17 protein-coding genes are annotated in these 17,015 nt (G+C 61.8%); 8 read left to right on the forward strand and 9 right to left on the reverse strand.

Annotated features, from left to right (window positions below; all coding sequences use genetic code 11):
* Nucleotides 1-20: 20 nt before the first annotated feature.
* Nucleotides 21-824 carry a SirB1 family protein gene (locus tag ACU688_RS07605; RefSeq protein ID WP_448184245.1) on the reverse strand — a complete coding sequence of 268 codons (804 nt, stop codon included), beginning with the start codon at nt 822-824 and terminating at the stop codon, nt 21-23.
* 187 nt (nt 825-1,011) lie between these two features.
* Between ACU688_RS07605 and ACU688_RS07610 the strand changes: the two genes are divergently transcribed.
* Nucleotides 1,012-2,031: a Leu/Phe/Val dehydrogenase gene (locus ACU688_RS07610; RefSeq protein ID WP_448184246.1), complete on the forward strand. Its 1,020-nt coding sequence runs from the start codon at nt 1,012-1,014 to the stop codon at nt 2,029-2,031.
* Between the two features lie 55 nt (nt 2,032-2,086).
* Here the strand turns inward: ACU688_RS07610 and ACU688_RS07615 are convergent, their stop codons facing one another.
* Complete coding sequence (locus ACU688_RS07615) at nt 2,087-2,347, reverse strand: YebG family protein (protein WP_010564043.1); 261 nt, start codon at nt 2,345-2,347, stop codon at nt 2,087-2,089.
* A 249-nt stretch (nt 2,348-2,596) separates the two neighbouring features.
* Between ACU688_RS07615 and ACU688_RS07620 the strand changes: the two genes are divergently transcribed.
* On the forward strand, nt 2,597-3,085 hold the full coding sequence (locus ACU688_RS07620; protein ID WP_124527359.1) for a phosphate-starvation-inducible protein PsiE: 489 nt from the start codon (nt 2,597-2,599) through the stop codon (nt 3,083-3,085).
* On the opposite strand, the gene ACU688_RS07625 is transcribed toward ACU688_RS07620, so the two are convergent.
* From ACU688_RS07625 to ACU688_RS07635, 3 genes are all read right to left on the reverse strand, one after another.
* Nucleotides 3,082-3,396 (reverse strand): DUF3509 domain-containing protein, encoded by a 315-nt coding sequence (locus ACU688_RS07625; protein WP_448184247.1) that lies wholly within the window; start codon nt 3,394-3,396, stop codon nt 3,082-3,084. The two genes, ACU688_RS07620 and ACU688_RS07625, sit on opposite strands and share 4 nt — an antisense overlap.
* Nucleotides 3,397-3,666: 270 nt before the next feature.
* Nucleotides 3,667-4,959 (reverse strand): serine/threonine transporter, encoded by a 1,293-nt coding sequence (locus ACU688_RS07630; protein WP_124527357.1) that lies wholly within the window; start codon nt 4,957-4,959, stop codon nt 3,667-3,669.
* 60 nt (nt 4,960-5,019) lie between these two features.
* Nucleotides 5,020-6,396: an L-serine ammonia-lyase gene (locus tag ACU688_RS07635; RefSeq protein ID WP_448184248.1), complete on the reverse strand. Its 1,377-nt coding sequence runs from the start codon at nt 6,394-6,396 to the stop codon at nt 5,020-5,022.
* A 138-nt stretch (nt 6,397-6,534) separates the two neighbouring features.
* On the opposite strand from ACU688_RS07635, the gene ACU688_RS07640 reads away from it, so the two are divergent.
* Both ACU688_RS07640 and ACU688_RS07645 read left to right on the forward strand, forming a co-directional pair.
* Entirely contained in the window at nt 6,535-7,482 is a 948-nt protein-coding gene (locus ACU688_RS07640) for a LysR substrate-binding domain-containing protein (protein ID WP_017736190.1), read from the forward strand.
* Between the two features lie 212 nt (nt 7,483-7,694).
* Nucleotides 7,695-8,105, forward strand: coding sequence for an HPF/RaiA family ribosome-associated protein (locus tag ACU688_RS07645; protein ID WP_017736189.1), 411 nt, complete (start codon nt 7,695-7,697; stop codon nt 8,103-8,105).
* A gap of 53 nt (nt 8,106-8,158) precedes the next feature.
* Here the strand turns inward: ACU688_RS07645 and ACU688_RS07650 are convergent, their stop codons facing one another.
* Nucleotides 8,159-9,673, reverse strand: coding sequence for an MFS transporter (locus ACU688_RS07650; RefSeq protein ID WP_448184249.1), 1,515 nt, complete (start codon nt 9,671-9,673; stop codon nt 8,159-8,161).
* A 106-nt stretch (nt 9,674-9,779) separates the two neighbouring features.
* Between ACU688_RS07650 and ACU688_RS07655 the strand changes: the two genes are divergently transcribed.
* Nucleotides 9,780-10,652 (forward strand): LysR family transcriptional regulator, encoded by an 873-nt coding sequence (locus ACU688_RS07655; protein WP_448184250.1) that lies wholly within the window; start codon nt 9,780-9,782, stop codon nt 10,650-10,652.
* Between the two features lie 136 nt (nt 10,653-10,788).
* Here the strand turns inward: ACU688_RS07655 and fecA are convergent, their stop codons facing one another.
* The 3 genes from fecA to ACU688_RS07670 all read right to left on the reverse strand — a co-directional run bounded on the left by fecA (nt 10,789) and on the right by ACU688_RS07670 (nt 14,642).
* On the reverse strand, nt 10,789-13,125 hold the full coding sequence (gene fecA, locus ACU688_RS07660; protein WP_448184251.1) for a TonB-dependent Fe(3+) dicitrate receptor FecA: 2,337 nt from the start codon (nt 13,123-13,125) through the stop codon (nt 10,789-10,791).
* A gap of 90 nt (nt 13,126-13,215) precedes the next feature.
* Nucleotides 13,216-14,157 carry a FecR domain-containing protein gene (locus tag ACU688_RS07665; RefSeq protein WP_448184252.1) on the reverse strand — a complete coding sequence of 314 codons (942 nt, stop codon included), beginning with the start codon at nt 14,155-14,157 and terminating at the stop codon, nt 13,216-13,218.
* The gene (locus ACU688_RS07670; protein ID WP_448184850.1) at nt 14,154-14,642 is read right to left on the reverse strand and encodes a sigma-70 family RNA polymerase sigma factor; all 489 of its coding nucleotides are present in this window, start codon (nt 14,640-14,642) and stop codon (nt 14,154-14,156) included. The genes ACU688_RS07665 and ACU688_RS07670 overlap by 4 nt, the downstream gene beginning before the upstream one ends.
* 171 nt (nt 14,643-14,813) lie before the next feature.
* On the opposite strand from ACU688_RS07670, the gene ACU688_RS07675 reads away from it, so the two are divergent.
* The 3 genes from ACU688_RS07675 to ACU688_RS07685 are packed head-to-tail and all read left to right on the forward strand — an operon-like array spanning nt 14,814 to nt 17,014.
* Nucleotides 14,814-15,116, forward strand: a complete 303-nt coding sequence (locus ACU688_RS07675) for a DUF3649 domain-containing protein (RefSeq protein ID WP_026136722.1) — start codon at nt 14,814-14,816, stop codon at nt 15,114-15,116.
* Nucleotides 15,113-16,687, forward strand: coding sequence for a PepSY-associated TM helix domain-containing protein (locus ACU688_RS07680; protein WP_448184253.1), 1,575 nt, complete (start codon nt 15,113-15,115; stop codon nt 16,685-16,687). The genes ACU688_RS07675 and ACU688_RS07680 overlap by 4 nt, the downstream gene beginning before the upstream one ends.
* Nucleotides 16,688-17,014 (forward strand): DUF3325 domain-containing protein, encoded by a 327-nt coding sequence (locus tag ACU688_RS07685; protein WP_448184254.1) that lies wholly within the window; start codon nt 16,688-16,690, stop codon nt 17,012-17,014.
* Nucleotide 17,015 lies beyond the last annotated feature (1 nt).

The following is a 17,015-nucleotide window of genomic DNA, read 5'->3' on the forward strand; positions in this document are numbered from 1 at the left end:
ACAAGCCAGACCTCACCTGCTCAGTGCACCACCGAGTTGGGTGGCAAATGCCCGAGCCGTTCGGTTAGACGCAAGCGCTGGATCGGGTCTTCACTGAGCATCAGCGCGTGTTCCAGATCAAAACGCTCGGCATTGGGACAATCCAACCGCTGGTACAGGCTGGCTCGCGCCAGGTAGTCGGCGGCGCTGGCATTGCCCAGTTCCAGCACACGTTCGGCATCCACCAAGGCTTCCAGCGGCGCATCATTGGCCAGGTGCAGTTGCCGCAGGTTGCGTGACAGCCGTTGCAGGATCGAACGCGGGTCGGCGCTGTGCAGGTGCTCGGCTTGCAGCTTGAGGTTGGGGCCGTATTGGCGTTGCAGCAGCTCGCGGCAATCGTTGGGGTACAGGCGTCGGCCGCCGCAGGGGTCCAGCAGGTGATCGGCGCCGGGCACCCGCAGCAGGAAGTGCCCGGGGAAATTCACGCCAACCATCGGAATGTGCAGGCGTCGCGCCAGTTCCAAGGCAATCAGGCCCATTACCAGAGGTTGCCCGCGCTTGCGTTGCAGCACTTTATCCAGCAGGGCAGCGGCGGGGCGCAGGGGGGTGAAGTCGTCCTGGGCAAACCCCAGGTCATTCAGGCGCCGCAGCAGCGGTTGGCCCAATTCATCTGCCGGCAGCATGGGCATTGCCACGCTGACTTGCTGTTGCAGCGCCGTCAGTTCCTGCAGGATCAGCAACGGCTGCACCGTGGGGTCGTGCTCGGCGGCAATCCACAGAGCTGCTTCAAACAGCGCTGGGGGCGAACGTTCCAGGCAGGCGAAAAAGGCGGTGCGGGGATTCATTGCATTCTCCGGCGGATGCCCCCGTTTTAGCCTTGCTGGGAATTTTCGTCCAGTAGCTTGGAAAATATCCTGCTTGCTTATGTCTCATGGCCTACAAAAACGCACGGCTTATTCCAGCGTAGTCCGTCGGATTTCTACTACAAGCCTATACTTGGGCCACTACCAGAAGTGATTCGGGAGCTTGACGATGTTTGCGCTCATGCACAGCACCCGCCTTGAATCGCTGCACCTGAGCGTCGATCCGGTCACCGGGCTGAAGGCGGTCATCGCCATCCATAACAGCCGCCTCGGGCCCGCCTTGGGCGGCTGTCGCTACCTCGCTTACCCCGACGACCAAAGCGCCGTGGCCGATGCCGCGCGCCTGGCCCAAGGCATGAGCTACAAAGCCGCCCTGGCCGGTTTACCGGTGGGCGGTGGCACGGCGGTGATCATTCGCCCGGTGCACGTGGAAAGCCGCGCTGCATTGTTTGAAGCCTTTGGTCGCTGCGTCGAAAAACTCGACGGTCGCTTTATTACCGCCATCGACAGCGGCACCTCGGTGGCCGACATGGACTGCATCGCCCAACACACGCGCTTCGTCACCAGCACCACCGCCGCCGGCGATCCGTCTTCCCACACTGCCATGGGCGTGTTCACCGGCATCCGCGCCAGCGCGATGGCGCGCCTGGGCAGCGACAACCTTGAGGGGTTGCGCGTGGCGGTGCAGGGCCTGGGCAACGTCGGCTACGCGCTCGCCGAACAACTGCACGCGGCCGGTGCCGAGCTGCTGGTCAGCGACATCGACCATGGCAAAGTGCAACTGGCCATGGAACAACTGGGTGCGCACCCCATCGCCAACGACGCCTTGCTCAGCACCCCCTGCGACATCCTCGCGCCCTGCGGCCTGGGCGCGGTGTTCAACCGCCAGAGCGTCGGCCAACTGCGCTGCGCCGCCGTCGCCGGCTCGGCCAGCGCGCAACTGACCAACCTGGACATCGCCGACCAACTGGAAGGGCGCGGCATCCTTTACGCCCCCGACTACGTGATCAATTCCGGCGGCCTGATCTACGTCGCCCTCAAGCACAACGGCGCAGAACTGTCTGATATCACCGCGCACCTGTCGAATATCGGCACGCGCCTGACGGAAATCTTCGCCCACGCCCAGGCCGAAAAACGCAGCCCCGCACGGGTGGCGGACGAACTGGCCGAGCGCCTGCTCTACAAATGATCCAGGCATTAAAAAGGCCCTGAATCCATGATTCAGGGCCTGTTCAATTCGGGCTTTATTCCGCCGGCGGGTTGAGCAACTCGGACAGCGCGTCCGGTTGGCTCTTGAACGCCTTGGCAAACACATCGCGGTTCTTCGCCATGTAGATCCCGGCTTCCTCCACCTGCTGCTCGCTCAACGACGGCACGGCTTTTTGCAACACTTCTGCCAGCAACTCAGCGAGTTCAAGCATCTTGTCATGACGGTCAGCTTCGGCTTTATCCATGAACAAACGCTCCAGATCTCGGCTGCTGCGGTATACCACTTCGACGGCCATTCACCACCTCACATGCCTTCACGATAGTTGTCTTTTGCGACTACTGTATTTATATACAGCGAAAGGGTAAGCCAAACCATGGGGTTTGGGTAGCAGTTTTTTACTGTAGTCCGTAAATACAGGTTTGAAGTGTCTCATGTCACCCCGCCATCATCTCACTCTGCAGTGTCTGGCCTTTTTTCTGCATGCAGAACAACCGTCACGTCCAACCCGCATTATCCGGTCGAGCCGACCTAAGGAAGCATCATCGTGAAAATCAACTGGGCCGAAAGGCTGCGCCAGAACGTGCATGAACTGGCCGAGTCCCTGGGCAACCTGTTTGTCGAGTCGTTCCACTACCTGGCGCTGTTCGCCATTGGTGCAGTGACGGCCTGGGCGGCGGTGATGGAGTTTCTGGGGATGCTGGAGAACGGGCACATCAAGATCGATGACATCTTGCTGCTGTTCATCTACCTGGAATTGGGCGCAATGGTCGGGATTTATTTCAAGACCAACCACATGCCCGTGCGCTTCCTGATCTACGTGGCGATCACCGCGCTGACGCGCCTGTTGATCTCCAACGTGTCCCACCACAACCCGCCAGACGTAGGCATCATCTACCTGTGCGGTGGGATTCTGCTGTTGGCCTTCTCGATTCTGGTGGTGCGTTACGCCTCGTCGGCGTTCCCCTCGGTGAAGGTCGATGGCCCGCGTCGCAAGGGCGAAGCGAACCTGGAAACCGAGAAAGGCGAGCTTTAAAGCCCGACGCTGAAAGGCAGCGCTCGCGCCGGCGGGCGCTGCAGCACTTTGTGATCGCCATCGGTCATCACCGCCAGGATCTCCATGGCGCTGTGGCCCTGCTCGATGGCGATGCCGAATTGGATGCTTTGCACCAGGCGTTTGAGCCGCTGCGGGTCGTTGCGTTGTTCGGCGCTGATCATGCGCTTGGCCACCACGCCCGCCTCGTTGGAGAGGGTGAGCATGATGCTGCCATCCAGCCGTTGGATGCTGAGGTTGACGCGGTAATCGGGTGTGAAGGTGTCAGTGATGATCTGAAAAGGATTGTCCATGGTGCGTACCGCCTGATAAGAACATGCAGTCATTGACGGCCGGTGTCGGGATTAGTTCGCGTTTTCTGACCACTGGCCATTTCCCTTATTCCCTGTACAGCAAGGGCCGTGCCGTACAGCGAACCCTCAATCTCTGAAGTCCCCCTGTGGGAGCGGGCTTGCCCGCGATTGCGGTGTGTCAGCTTGCTAAAACTTGGCTGACAGACCGCTATCGCGGGCAAGCCCGCTCCCACATTTATTCAGTGTTGTTCTTCAGGTGTGTGCGTTGTTTCAGGGCAATACCGAAAAAACGATCGCAGACAGCGCAATCAGCCCAATCACCACCACAAACACATTCGACACCTGGCCCGAATACTGGCGCAGCGAAGGCACGCGGCGAATCGCGTACATCGGCATCAGGAACAGCAGGCACGCGATGATCGGCCCGCCCATGGTCTCGATCATGCCGAGGATGCTTGGGTTGAAGGTGGCCACCGCCCAGCAGGTCAACACCATGAAGATCGCGGTGGAGCGCTCCAGCCATTTGGCCGACATCGAGCGGTTGCGCCCGCGCAGGGATTTGACGATCAAGCCCTGGAAACCTTCGCTGGCGCCGATGTAGTGGCCAAGGAAGGATTTGGTGATGGCTACCAGCGCGATCAGCGGTGCAGCGTAGGCGATCACCGGGGTCTGGAAGTGGTTGGCGAGGTACGACAGGATCGAAATGTTCTGCGCCTTGGCGGCCGCCAGATCAGCCGGCGACAGTGCCAGCACGCAGCTGAAGCAGAAGAACATCACCGTCAACACCATCATGCCGTGGGCGGTGGCGAGGATGCCGCTGCTCTTGCGCTCAGCCTGCGCGCCGTACACGCGTTTTTGATCGACGGCGAACGCCGAGATGATCGGCGAGTGGTTGAAGGAAAACACCATCACCGGGATCGCCAGCCACAGGGTCTTGAAGAACAGCGGCATGGGCATGCCATCACCGGCCGAGGCGAAGAACGCACCGTTCCAGTTGGGGATCAGGCTGAATGCCAGCAACAGCAGGGCGGCGACGAACGGGTAGACCAGCACGCTCATGGCTTTGACGATCACGCCTTGGCCGCAACGCACAATCGCCATCAGGCCGAGGATCAGCACCAGCGACAGGATCGCCCGGGGCGGCGGGGCGATGTGCAGTTGGTGCTCCATGAAGCTGCTCAGCGTGTTGGTTAGCGCCACGCTGTACACCAGCAGGATCGGGAAGATGGCAAAGAAATACAGCAGGGTGATCAGCTTGCCCGCACCAACGCCGAAGTGTTCTTCGACCACTTCGGTGATGTCGCCGGATTTGCCCGACAGCACAAAGCGCGTCAGCCCACGGTGGGCGAAGAAGGTCATCGGGAAGGCCAGCAACGCCAGCACAATCAGCGGCCAGAAACCGCCGACACCGGCGTTGATCGGCAGGAACAGGGTGCCGGCGCCGATGGCGGTGCCGTAGAGGCCGAGCATCCAGGTGGTGTCGTGTTTGGTCCAGCCTTTGCTCACGGTCGTTGTTGCAGTTTCAGCAGGATTTTCGGCAGCAGGTGTACGTACATCGGTCATCGTTATTGCCTCGTTATTATTTTTGCGCGGGCTCACGTTGGGACGGTCAGGGAATGCTCCTCAGCATTCCACCCAGCTCACGGCCAGGCCGCCCCGTGAAGTTTCTTTGTATTTGTCATGCATGTCGGCGCCGGTATCGCGCATGGTGCGGATCACCCGGTCGAGGGAGATGAAGTGTTTTCCATCACCGCGCAGGGCCATTTGCGTGGCGTTGATCGCCTTGACGGCGGCGATGGCGTTGCGCTCGATGCACGGGACCTGGACCAGGCCACCGACCGGGTCGCAGGTCAGACCGAGGTTGTGTTCCAGGCCGATTTCGGCGGCGTTTTCCAGCTGCTCCGGGGTGGCGCCGAGCACATCGGCCAAGCCGGCGGCGGCCATGGCGCAGGCCGAGCCGACTTCGCCCTGGCAGCCCACTTCGGCGCCGGAGATCGAGGCGTTTTTCTTGCACAGGATGCCGACGGCGGCAGCGGCCAGGAAGAAATTGACCACGTCGTCATCCGACGCTTCGGGGTTGAACTTCATGTAGTAATGCAGCACCGCCGGGATGATCCCCGCCGCGCCGTTGGTCGGTGCCGTAACCATGCGCCCACCGGCAGCGTTCTCTTCGTTGACGGCGAGGGCGAACAGGTTGACCCATTCCATCGCCGACAAGGTGGAAGTGATCACATTCGGTTTGCCGATTTCCAACAGGCTGCGGTGCAATTTCGCGGCGCGGCGCGGCACATCCAGGCCACCTGGCAAGATGCCTTCATCGCGCAGGCCTTGTTCCACGCACTCGCGCATCACCGACCAGATATGCAGCAGGCCGCTGCGGATCTGCTCGTCGCTGCGCCAGGCGCGTTCGTTGGCCATCATCAGTTCGGAAACCCGCAGGCCATGCTTGTTGCACAAGGCCAGCAGTTCTACGGCGCTGGAAAAGTCGTAGGGCAATTGCACGTCGCTGGTCGGCGCAATACCGGATTCAGCCTCAGCCGCTTCGATGATGAAACCGCCGCCCACCGAGTAATAGGTTTGTTCGCTCAACAGGCCGCTGTCGCCGTAGGCGTGCAGGGACATGGCGTTGGGGTGGTAGGGCAGGCTTTCGTCCAGCAGCAGGAGATCGCTTTGCCAGTTGAAGGCAATGTCCTGGAGACCTGCGAGCAACAGCCGGCCGGATTCGCGCAGGTGCTGGATGCGTGCATTGATCGAGGTGGGATCGACTTTGTCCGGCCACTCGCCCATCAGCCCCATCACGCAGGCGCGGTCGGTGGCATGGCCGACACCGGTGGCGGACAGCGAGCCGTACAGACGCACTTCAACGCGGCGGGTGTCGCTCAGTAAGTGTTGGTCGATCAGCCCTTGGGCAAAGGTCGCCGCCGCCCGCATCGGGCCGACGGTGTGGGAGCTGGACGGGCCGATGCCCACCTTGAATAGATCAAAAACACTGATAGCCATGCTAAAGCCTTACAAGCAATGGAGTAGGAATCGCTGCCATGTTTTGTAGGACGAGCGCAATTGGCGCGATACTGAGCCTCTGGATCGGCACTGACCAACGAATTATCCTAAGACACCCTTTAGCAGGACTAAACCCTTATGACCCGTCCCCTCCATGGCCAGACCTACGTCTGGTTGCACGTTTTCTCATGCGCTGCGCGGCATCTGTCGTTCACCCGCTGCGCCGAGGAACTGCACATCACGCCGGGGGCGGTGAGCCAGCAGATTCGCCAGTTGGAAGAGCGCCTGGGGTTTCGCTTGTTCCATCGGCGCGCACGGGGTGTGGAGCTCAGCGCCGAAGGGCAGCGGCTGGCGGCGACGGTGGGGGAGGCCTACGGCAGCATCGATGCCGAATTGCAGCGGCTGGACGCGGGGATGATCAGCGGCACCTTGCGCCTGCGCTCGATCCCGTCGTTTCTGGGCAAATGGCTGACCCCGCGCTTGCCGCGTTTACAGCAGCGTTTCCCCGATATTCAACTGCGCATGGTCGCCGAAGACAGCAGCATCGCCCTGCACGAGGGCGACTTCGACCTGGCCATCGACTTGAACGACGGTAGTTACCCCGGTCTGTTATCCACAGCCCTGTTGGATGAGCAGATTTTTCCGGTGTGCGCGCCAAGCCTGCTGCGTGGACGACCGCCGCTGCATGGTCCGGCGGATCTGGCGCACTTTCCGCTGCTGCACGACATCACTGCCTGGCGTGGGAGTTATGAATATGCGGAGTGGGAGTTCTACCTGAATGCCATCGGTTATCACGAAGCCGACGTGCGCCGTGGGCACACCTTCAACCGCAACCACCTGACCATCGAAGCCGCCATCGCCGGCATGGGCGTGGCGATTGCGCGACGCACCTTGCTCAACGACGAACTGGAACGCGGCACCTTGATCGTGCCGTTCGGCCTGGCCGTGCCCAACCATAAACGCTATGTGCTGCTGTATGCGCCAGGCGCGCTGAGCCACCCGGGCGTGCGTGCGGTGCATGATTGGCTGGTGGAAGAAGCGGCGATTTTTCGCGGCTTGCACCCGTTGGGCGACGGGCAATTGTGAGGATTGTTGCGTGTAGGAAGTTGTAACTAACTCCCCACCCTAACAGCGTTTTTGATCGTAGTCAGGGTTAATTTGTAATGTGGGATTTATCTTTGAAAAGGGGTTGAATTGTTCGGCTGACTGCTCAATTGTGTAGTCAAGAGGTCATGGTTTCACCGCATCGGTGTTGCAGTTGTGACCTCTCGCGAGCTAGCTGAAATAAGGGAAAAACTATGCAAATCCAAGTCAATAGCGATAACCATATTGAAAGCAGCATCCGACTGGAGGAGTGGGTACGTACTACCATTGAAAGCACGCTCGAACGTTACGAAGAGGACCTGACCCGCGTTGAGGTCTACCTGCGGGATGAGAACGGCGACAAGCCCGGCCCCCACGATTTGAGCTGCCGCCTGGAAGCACGACCAAAAGGCCATCAGCCGCTCTCGGTACTGCACAAGGCCGATACCCTGGAACAGGCGATCGACGGTGCTGCCACCAAGCTGGACCATGCGCTGGAGCATCTGTTTGGCAAACTGCAAGGCAAGCCCCGCGCTGCCGCGAAACCCCAGCCAGCCAAAAGCGTGAATGATGACGCGCTTGAAGAGGAATTCCTGGAAAACGAAAACGCTGCACTCAATAGCTGACAGTATTTTCCACCCCACTGAAAACGGGCCTGCATATGCAGGCCCGTTTGCGTTTAGTGGCTCCGTCGGAAGAAGTACCCGCTCAACAACGCCAGCCCGCCCGCACCCATCCCCGCGAACAGCATCGCCCAACCTGCGCCCTGACGCAGTGCGGCCTGGGCGTCGGCGAACGACAGCCCCATGGGCGCCGTCAGCTTGCCCGCCGCAATGTCCTGGCTGATGGCGGGCCAGTTCAATGCTGTGCTTGCAGGCAAAATAGTGGCCAGTTGATTGCTGATGCCCAGCAACAGCACCAATCCCATCAACGCGATGTTGAGCGCCAAGGTGATCAACCGCGCGCTGAGGTCGATGCCCGATGCCATGCCCGCGCGGTCGGCCGAGACCGCGCCGGTGGTGGTGTTGGTGGTCGGCGAGTTGGTCAACGCCAGGCCCACGCCGGCTATCGCGCAGCTGATCAGCACCAGCACGATGCTCGGCTGCGCCGCAGTGTTGACGACAGCCATGCTCAAGAACCCCGCACCCATCAAGCCCAGCCCTAGGGGAATGATGCGTTCGGCGCCATAACGCAGGGCCAGGCGTTCGGCCAGTGGCGGCACCAGTAAGGTCGGCAAGGTGTAGGCGAGCAGGGCGACGCCGGTGGTCAGGGTGTCGTAGCCCAGGCCGGCCTGGAAGTAGAGCGGCAGGTAGATCATGAACGGCCAGAAGCTGAAGTTCATGCCGATGGAACCCATCAGGGCGCCGTTGAAACGCTGGATGCGAAACACCGAGAAATCAAACATCGGGTGTGCGCTGCGCTTCTCGATAACAATGAACAGCACCAGGCCGATCAGTGACAAGCCCGCCCACCCCAGCATCGCTGGTGTACTAAAGCCGTGTTCACTGCCTTGGGTGATGAAGTACACCAGCGAAAACACCGACAGCGTCAAGGTCAGCATGCCGGCAATATCGAGGCGATGTCCTGCTGGGTCGCGGGACTCTTGCACGCTGATGTGCAGTAACCCCAAGGTCAGAAGCGTGAGCGGCACGTGTACGAGAAACACCCAGCGCCAGTCCGCCACCGCCAGGATCAGCGCGCCGACCATCGGCCCGAAGCCCAGCCCCACCCACGCGATCACACCCCACACCGCAAAGGCGCGTGCGCGTGCCGCCGGTTCGCGGAACTGGTGCGACAGAATCGCAAACTGACAGATCATCATCGCCCCGGCGCCGATACCTTGTACGAAACGTGCCGCGATCAGCGTGGACGCATCGTTGGCCAAGCCACAGGCCAGCGAGGCCAGGGCGAACAGCCACAAGCACAACACCAGCATGCGCCGCCGGCCGAAGCGGTCCGCCAAGGTGCCCGCCGCCATCAGGACGCTGGTGCAGGCCAGGGTGTAGGCATTCATGATCCATTGGGCGTCCTGGAATCCGGTGCCCAGTTGCTGTTCAAGGGTGGGCAGGATGACCGGTACGCTGGAGATTTCCAGGCCAAACATCAGGGCCACCAGGCACACGGCAGTGAGGGCAAGGCGGTCTCTGGCGGCGCGTGGCCGGCTGGCGACGGATAACGTGGCGGCGGGTGGCATGGGATTCTCCTGGTCATAGTGAAGTCGGGCTATTTTCAGGGGAATGCATTTCTTTATTCGTGATAAGTTTTCCGCTGATAAGGGAATCAAGGGCGACAATTGCATCATGGCCACCCCACGTTTTGATGGCGTTGAACTGTTTCTGCAAGTGGTGGAAAGCGGCAACCTGACGGAAGCCGCCGAGCGCCTGAACCTCACCCGTTCGGCGGTGGGCAAAGGCCTGGCGCGGTTGGAGGCGCGCCTGGGCACGCGCCTGTTGCAGCGTTCTACCCGTCGTCAGCATCTGACAGAAGACGGGCAGGCGTACTACGAGCATTGCCTACGCGCCTTGGCGGAACTGGAGGCAGCCGAGTCGGTGTTGGAAAGCGGGCGCCAGCAACCGCGCGGTCGGTTGAGGGCGAGCGTGCCGCTGGCGTTCGGGCATCACTACGCGGCGCCTGCGTTGTGGGGCTTGCTGGATCGTTATGCGGAACTGGAGGTCGAGGTGTGCTTCTCTGATCGAATGATCGATTTGACGCAGGAAGGCTTCGACATTGCCGTGCGCATCGGCCCATTGCCCGACACCGATCGTCTCAGCGCCCGCCGCCTGGGGGAGCAAGCCGTGGGCCTCGCCGCAGCGCCGGCGTACCTGCAACGTGTGGGGCACATCGACTCCATCGATGATCTGGCAGGCCGTCGGGAGATTGCCTACAGAACCAACACCCCTCATCGGTCACGGCTGATAGCACCGTTGGTGCTGGACGACCTCCAGGCCGTGGCCGATGCCGCCATCGCGGGCGTCGGCCTGGCCTGGTTGCCGAGTTGGTTGATCGCCCATTACGTCCTGCGCGGGCAACTGGAGGCGGTGCTGCCGGGCTACCGTGAACAGCCTTCGCCGATCCACGTGATCTGGCCGACCGCGCCGCATATGCCGGCCAAGACCCGCTGCGCCATCGACGCACTGGTCGCCGCAACCCCCAGTTGCCTGGCGGGTAGCTAATGTGGCGAGGGAGCTTGCTCCCGCTGGGTCGCGAAGCGGCCCCACTCGTTGTTTGAACGAATGGGACTGCTGCGCAGTCCAGCGGGAGCAAGCTCCCTCGCCACAACAAGCTCCCCTGCCATAGGGTTTTGTGTGGTTAGAACGCGATGGAGGTCTGCACATACACCGTGCGCGGCTCGCCGACGTACTTGCCCTTGTTGTTGTCGTCGAACGAGCGGGTGAAGTACTGCTTGTTGAAGATGTTTTTCACACCCACGGCGACGTTCAAATCCGACAGCTGTGGGCCAAAGTCGTACGCCGCACGGCTGCTGAACAGCATGTAGCCAGGGATGCGTCCGGTGTTGCCGTCGGCATTTTCCTGCTCAGTATTGGCGTTGTCGGCGAACTGGCTGCTCTGGTAGCTGCTGTCCACATTCAGTTTCCACGGCCCTTCGGTGTAACCCACGCCGAGGGTGCCTTTATGCTTGGACGAGAAGGGCACGCGGTTGCCTTTGTTCGGGCCGTCTTCGCGGATGGTCGCGTCAACGTAGGCGTAGCTGGCGTACACATCAAAACCGGCCAGGGCCGGGCTCAAGCCGTCGAGGGCATAGTTGATGCTGCTCTCGATGCCCTGGTGGCGGGTTTCACCACGGGCGATCACCGAGTCGTCGGTCTGGTTGCTTTCGTACTGGTTGTCGAAGTTGATCAGGAACGCGCCGATTTCTGCACGCAAGGCGCCGTCGTCGTAGCGTGTGCCGATTTCCCAGGTGCGCGCTTTTTCCGGTTTGACTTGGCCTTTGGGCACACGCTTGGCCATCTGGCTGTACTGCACGCTGCCGAACGAACCTTCGGTGTTGGCGTAGAGGTTCCAGCTGTCGGTGAGGTGGTAGAGCACGTTCAACGCCGGCAACGCGGTGTTGTAGTTGCCTTTGTAGTTGAGGTTGTTGATGTGGTCGGTTTGCTCGGACTTGATCATCTCGTAGCGCACGCCCGGGGTGATGGTCCATTTGCCGATATCAATCCGGTCGTCGATGAAGAACGCATTGGCTTCAGTGCTGCCACGGGTGTCGCGGTCGTTCTTGCTGTTGGTGGTAGGAATTTGCTGGTTGGCCGAGATCGGCGTGGTGTAGCGCAACTCGTGGCCGGCTTCGTTGATATAGCGATAGCCCACGCCGACTTCGTGGCTGGTGTTGCCGAGGTCGAAGCCCTGGGCAAAACGGCTTTCCAGGCCACGCACCCAGTATTCACGGGGCGACAAGGACAGGAAGCGGGTCTGGTCCAGGTAACCGTTACGCAGGGTGGTGGTGAAGAAGGTGTTCACGGTGAATTCGCGGCGGTCTTCCTGGTAGCGATAGCCGGCGTTGAACATCGTACGGCGGCCCCAGAATTTGTCGTAGGGACGGGTGGACTGATACGGATCAGCCTTGTAGTCCTTGACGTTCAAACCGCCGGGCATATCCGCCTGGCCCTCGTAGTACTGCGCCATGGCGTTGAAGCTGTTGGCTTCGTCCAGCTGGTATTTGCCCTTGAGGATCAGGTCGTCGATGCGTGTGTTGCTGTTCTCGCGCCAGTCGCCGCCACGGGTGCCGGAGTACAGGATTGCGCCGCCCAGGCCGTTGTCGGCGGTGCCGCCGGCCAGCAGGTTGCCGGTTGTCTTAAAGCCATCATGGCTGGAAGACGGGCTGGTTTCGGTCTGGAAACCGCCTTTGACCGTGGGCGTGTCCGGGATCGCGCGGGTCACGAAGTTGACCACGCCGCCGACGTTCTGCGGGCCGTAACGCACGGCGCCGCCGCCGCGTACCACGTCCACCGCGTCCATGTTGCCCATGCTGATCGGCGCGAACGACAGCTGCGGCTGGCCATACGGCGCGAAGGGCACCGGGATGCCGTCCATCAGCACCGTGGAGCGTGACGCCAGGCGTGGGTTGAGGCCGCGAATGCCGAAGTTCAGCGCCATGTCGTGGCTGCCGGTGCCGTTGTTTTCCGGGGCGTTGACGCCGGGGATGCGGTTGAGCACGTCGCGCGCCTGGGTGGCGCCCTGGCGTTCGAACTCTTCGCGGCGGATCACGTCACGGGCGCCGGGGTGTTCGAAGACGTTGGTTTGCGCGGCGTCGCCGAGCCAGTCGCCGACCACGCTGGAGGTGCCCAACTCAATGGTCGCCGGCGCATTTTCCGACTGCAGGCTGTAGGCATTGTCGCCTTCGGCGCGGGCTTGCAGGCCGGTGCCTTCCAGGAGTTTTTGCAGGCCTTCGGCGGCACTGTAGTTGCCGGACAAGCCATGGCTCTGCATGCCAGCGGTGACTTCCGAGCCAAAGGAAATCAGCACACCGGCTTCGCGGCCGAACTGGTTCAGGGCGGTTTCCAGCGAGGTCGGCGCGATGTGATAGGGCTTGGCGTCAGCCGCCATCACCGCAGGCAGCACGGTAAGACTCAAGCTGGCGCCGAGTAGGAGTTGGCGCAGGGAGCGGGCAAGAAGCGTCGGTTGCTGGGGCATGAAGAGCGTCCTGAGAAGGAAGGATCAAGGTGGCTTTCCTTCTCTGTCACGCGAGGTGTGGAAAACGGCTCACAAGGTTTGAAAATTATTTCAGGCGCGGGCCTCGACGGTCACCCAATAGCGGGTAAAGCGCCGCACCTTGACCGGCAGGCTCACGGTGAGCAGGTCGAGAATGCGCTCGCTGTCGTCCAACGGGTAGCTGCCGGAGATCAGTAGGTTGGCAACTTGCGGGTCGCAATTGAGCTGGCCACGGCGATAACGGCCCAGTTCGCTGAGGAAGTCTTCCAGGCGCATGTGGGCCGCGACCAACATGCCGTCGGCCCAGGCGCCGCTGTTGGCGTCGGTGGTGCGCGGGGTGTCCCAGCCTTTTCGGGTGAAGTTGACCTGCTGCGCGGCGTCAACGGTCAGCGGCAGGCCGCTGTAGGTGTTGGGCATCACGTCAACGTGGCCGTCGAGTATCGCCAGTTGGGTGTGGTCGTTGAACTGGCGCACATTCAGGCGTGCGGCCTGGCTGCTGAGCAGGCCCTGGCCGGTCAAGACCTGGAGCGGTGTAGGACCTTTGACGCCGGTCAGCAGGATCTCGCCTTCGAGCAGGCGGATCAAACGTTGCTGGCCATCGAAGTGCACATCCACCGCGCTGCCGGTGTTGAGGTGCAACTGGCTGCCGTCGGCCAGTTGCACCTTGCGCCGTTGACCCACCGGGCTGCGGTAGTCGGCGGTCAGCGGCGGCAGGATATGTTGCTGGCGCAGGCTCCAGGCAGCGGCGGAACCGGCGCCGAGAATCAGCAGCAGCTTGAGGGCCTGACGCCGGCTGGTGGAGGTTGGCGCGTTCAACGCTGCGTGGGCCAGGGGCGAGGGCATGCCGCGCAGGCGCTGGTTGACGCGTTGCATATGGTCCCAGGCGCGCTGGTGTTCACTGTGGGCATTCAGCCAGTGCTGCCACGCCGCTTGTTGGCGCGGGTTGAGGGCGCCTTGCTGCATTTCCATCAGCCAATGCACGGCTTGTTCGGCGACTTGAGTGGAAAAGTTCATAGGGCAAAGTAGCAGCGCATGGCCGCTTTACTCAGGTGGCGTTTGACGGTGGCGATGGAGATGCCGAGTTCCGCGCCGATTTGCGCGTAGGTCAGGCCGTCGAGCTGGGCCAGCAGGAAGGCGCGTTTGACTTGGGTGGGCAGGCCGTCGAGCAACTGGTCCAGCTCAACCAGGGTTTGCAGGATGATGGCGCGTTCTTCTTCCGAGGGCGCCACGTGTTCGGGCATTTGCGCGAGGGCGTCGAGGTAGGCGCGCTCCAGGTCCTGGCGGCGGTAGAAGTTGAACAACACGCGCTTGGCCACGGTGGTGAGGAAGGCGCGGGGTTCGATCAACGTGGGCGTTTCACGGGCGGTGAGCACGCGGATGAAGGTGTCTTGCGCCAGGTCGGCAGCGCTTTCCGGGCAGCCGAGCTTGCGTCGCAACCAGCCGGTGAGCCAGTGGTGATGGTCGTTGTACAGAACTTCGACGGTGTTGGACGGCTGCAACGCAATCACTCCATAAGCATTTTGCATGCTTTAGAGAACAAGAATTGTTCGCATTGTAGGCGGCTCGATACGGTTCGGCAATCCGCCAGCACCGGTGTTTCATCCGTTCTCTTTTGCTTATGAGAATATTTATCATTAATATTGCGCGCTGATGAACCTGGCGCCTTCTGCATGAAAAGCAAAACCTCACTTCCCGTCGCTTATCGTCTCGCCGTGACATCACGGGTGCTCGCGGCGGTGGTCGGCGGCTACCTGATGGCCTCCCTGGCCGCCATCTGCCTGGCGTTGTGGATGCCCACGTCCCGGGCTGACGCGGTGATCACCGGGATGATGAGTTCGTTTGTGTTCTACCTGCTGGCGGTGCTCTGGTGCTTTGCGTGCCGCACGGCCTGGCGCGCCTGGTTTGGCGTGATGCTGCCGAGCGCGGCGTTTGCCACGCTGGCGGGCGTAGGTTTGTGGATGGTGCGCACATGAAAGAGGGCTTTCGCCAGGCCATGGCCTGGTTGCACACCTGGTCTGGATTGATCTTTGGCTGGCTGTTGTTTGCGATTTTCCTGACGGGCACCTTGTCCTATTTCAAGGAAGAAATCAGCCACTGGATGCAGCCCGAAGTGCAGGCCTATCCACTGGACAACGCGCGCAGCCTGGGCGTCGCGCAAACCTATTTGCAGCAAACGGCGCCAAAGGCCGCGCGCTGGTTTATCAACCTGCCGGACGAGCGCGACCCGGCCTTGTCGGTGATGTGGCAAGACAAGCTCGACCCCGGCCGGCGCGGCAACTTCATGCAGAAAACCCTCGACCCGGTCACCGGCCAGGACGTGCAGGCCCGCGAAAGCATGGGCGGCGACTTCTTCTATCGCTTCCACTTCCAACTGCAAATGCCCCACCCCTGGGGCCGCTGGCTGTCCACCATCGCGGCGATGGTGATGTTTGTCGCATTGATCACCGGGATCATCACCCACAAGAAAATCTTCAAGGACTTCTTCACCTTCCGCCCCCGCAAAGGCCAGCGCTCCTGGCTCGACGGGCATAACGCGGTGGGGGTGCTGGTGTTGCCGTTCCACTTGATGATCACCTACAGCAGCCTGGTGATTTTCATGAGCATGGTGATGCCGGCGCCGATCCTCGCTTCCTACGGCAACGATACCCGCGCCTTCTTCAACGACGTATTCCCCGCCACCAATAACGCGCCGGCGCTGGGCCAGCCGGGCCAATTGCTGCCGCTGTTGCCGATGTACGAACAGGCGCGGGCGCAGTGGGACGGCGGCCATGTGGGGCGGCTGGGGGTGAACAACCCCAGTGATGTGAATGCTTCGGTCAATGTGTTCCGCGCCAGTTCCGACAACGTCGTGCATGAATTCGACAGCATCGTGTCGTTCAACGGCACCACCGGCGAGCTGCTGCGCACGAGTGACGGGCAATCGCTGCCGGCGATTGTCGGCGGCAGTTTCTATGGCCTGCACATGGGCCATTTCGCCGGCCCGGTGCTGCGCTGGCTGTACTTTATCTGCGGCCTGGCGGGCACGGCGATGATCGGCACCGGGCTGGTGATCTGGCTCGGCAAGCGCCAGCTCAAGCACGCCAAGAGCGGCGTGATGCCGTTTGAACTGAGGCTGGTGGAGGTGCTGAACATCGCCAGCATGTCCGGGTTGATGATCGCCATTGCCGCGTTCTTCTGGGCCAACCGCCTGTTGCCGGTGAGCTTCGCCGAGCGCTCGGGCTGGGAAGTGCAAACTTTCTTTATCGCCTGGGGCTTGAGCCTGCTGCACGCGATTTTGCGCCGTGGCCGCCAGGGCTGGGTCGAGCAATTGAGTGTGGGCGCGCTGCTGTTTGTTGCGATTCCACTGCTCAATGCGCTGACAACGTCCCATCACCTGGGCGTTTCACTGGCGACGGGCGACTGGGCCATGGCCGGCTTCGACCTGACCTGCCTGGGCAGTGGCGTGTTCCTCGCCTGGGCCGCCTGGAAGATGCAGCATCGCGTGGCGCCGCAAGCCAAGGCTGAACGCGCGCGGCCGTTGACCCTCAAGCAGGAGACGAACTGAATGCTGCTCGCGCTCTTGCTGTGCTACGCCGGGTTTACCGCGCTGTGCCTGTCCACCGACCGTCACCACGGTGAGCTGCTGCACAGCAAGCCGTCGCCCCGTCGGCGCCTGGGGTTGCGCGTAGCGGGGTGGTTGCTGCTGGTGCTGTCGATCTGGCCTGCCGTGGCGCTTGGCGGTTGGAGCCGGGGCCTGGTGGATTGGTGCGCCGTGCTGATGCTCAGCGCGTTGCTGCTGGTGTTGCTGTTGCCGTATCGGCCAAGGTTGGCCTTGATCTTGGCGAGCGTTGGCTTGCTGGCCAGCCCCGTCGCCGCTTTCGCCACTCTCTGAG

It is taken from the genome of Pseudomonas acericola (SeqCode) (assembly GCF_053456465.1).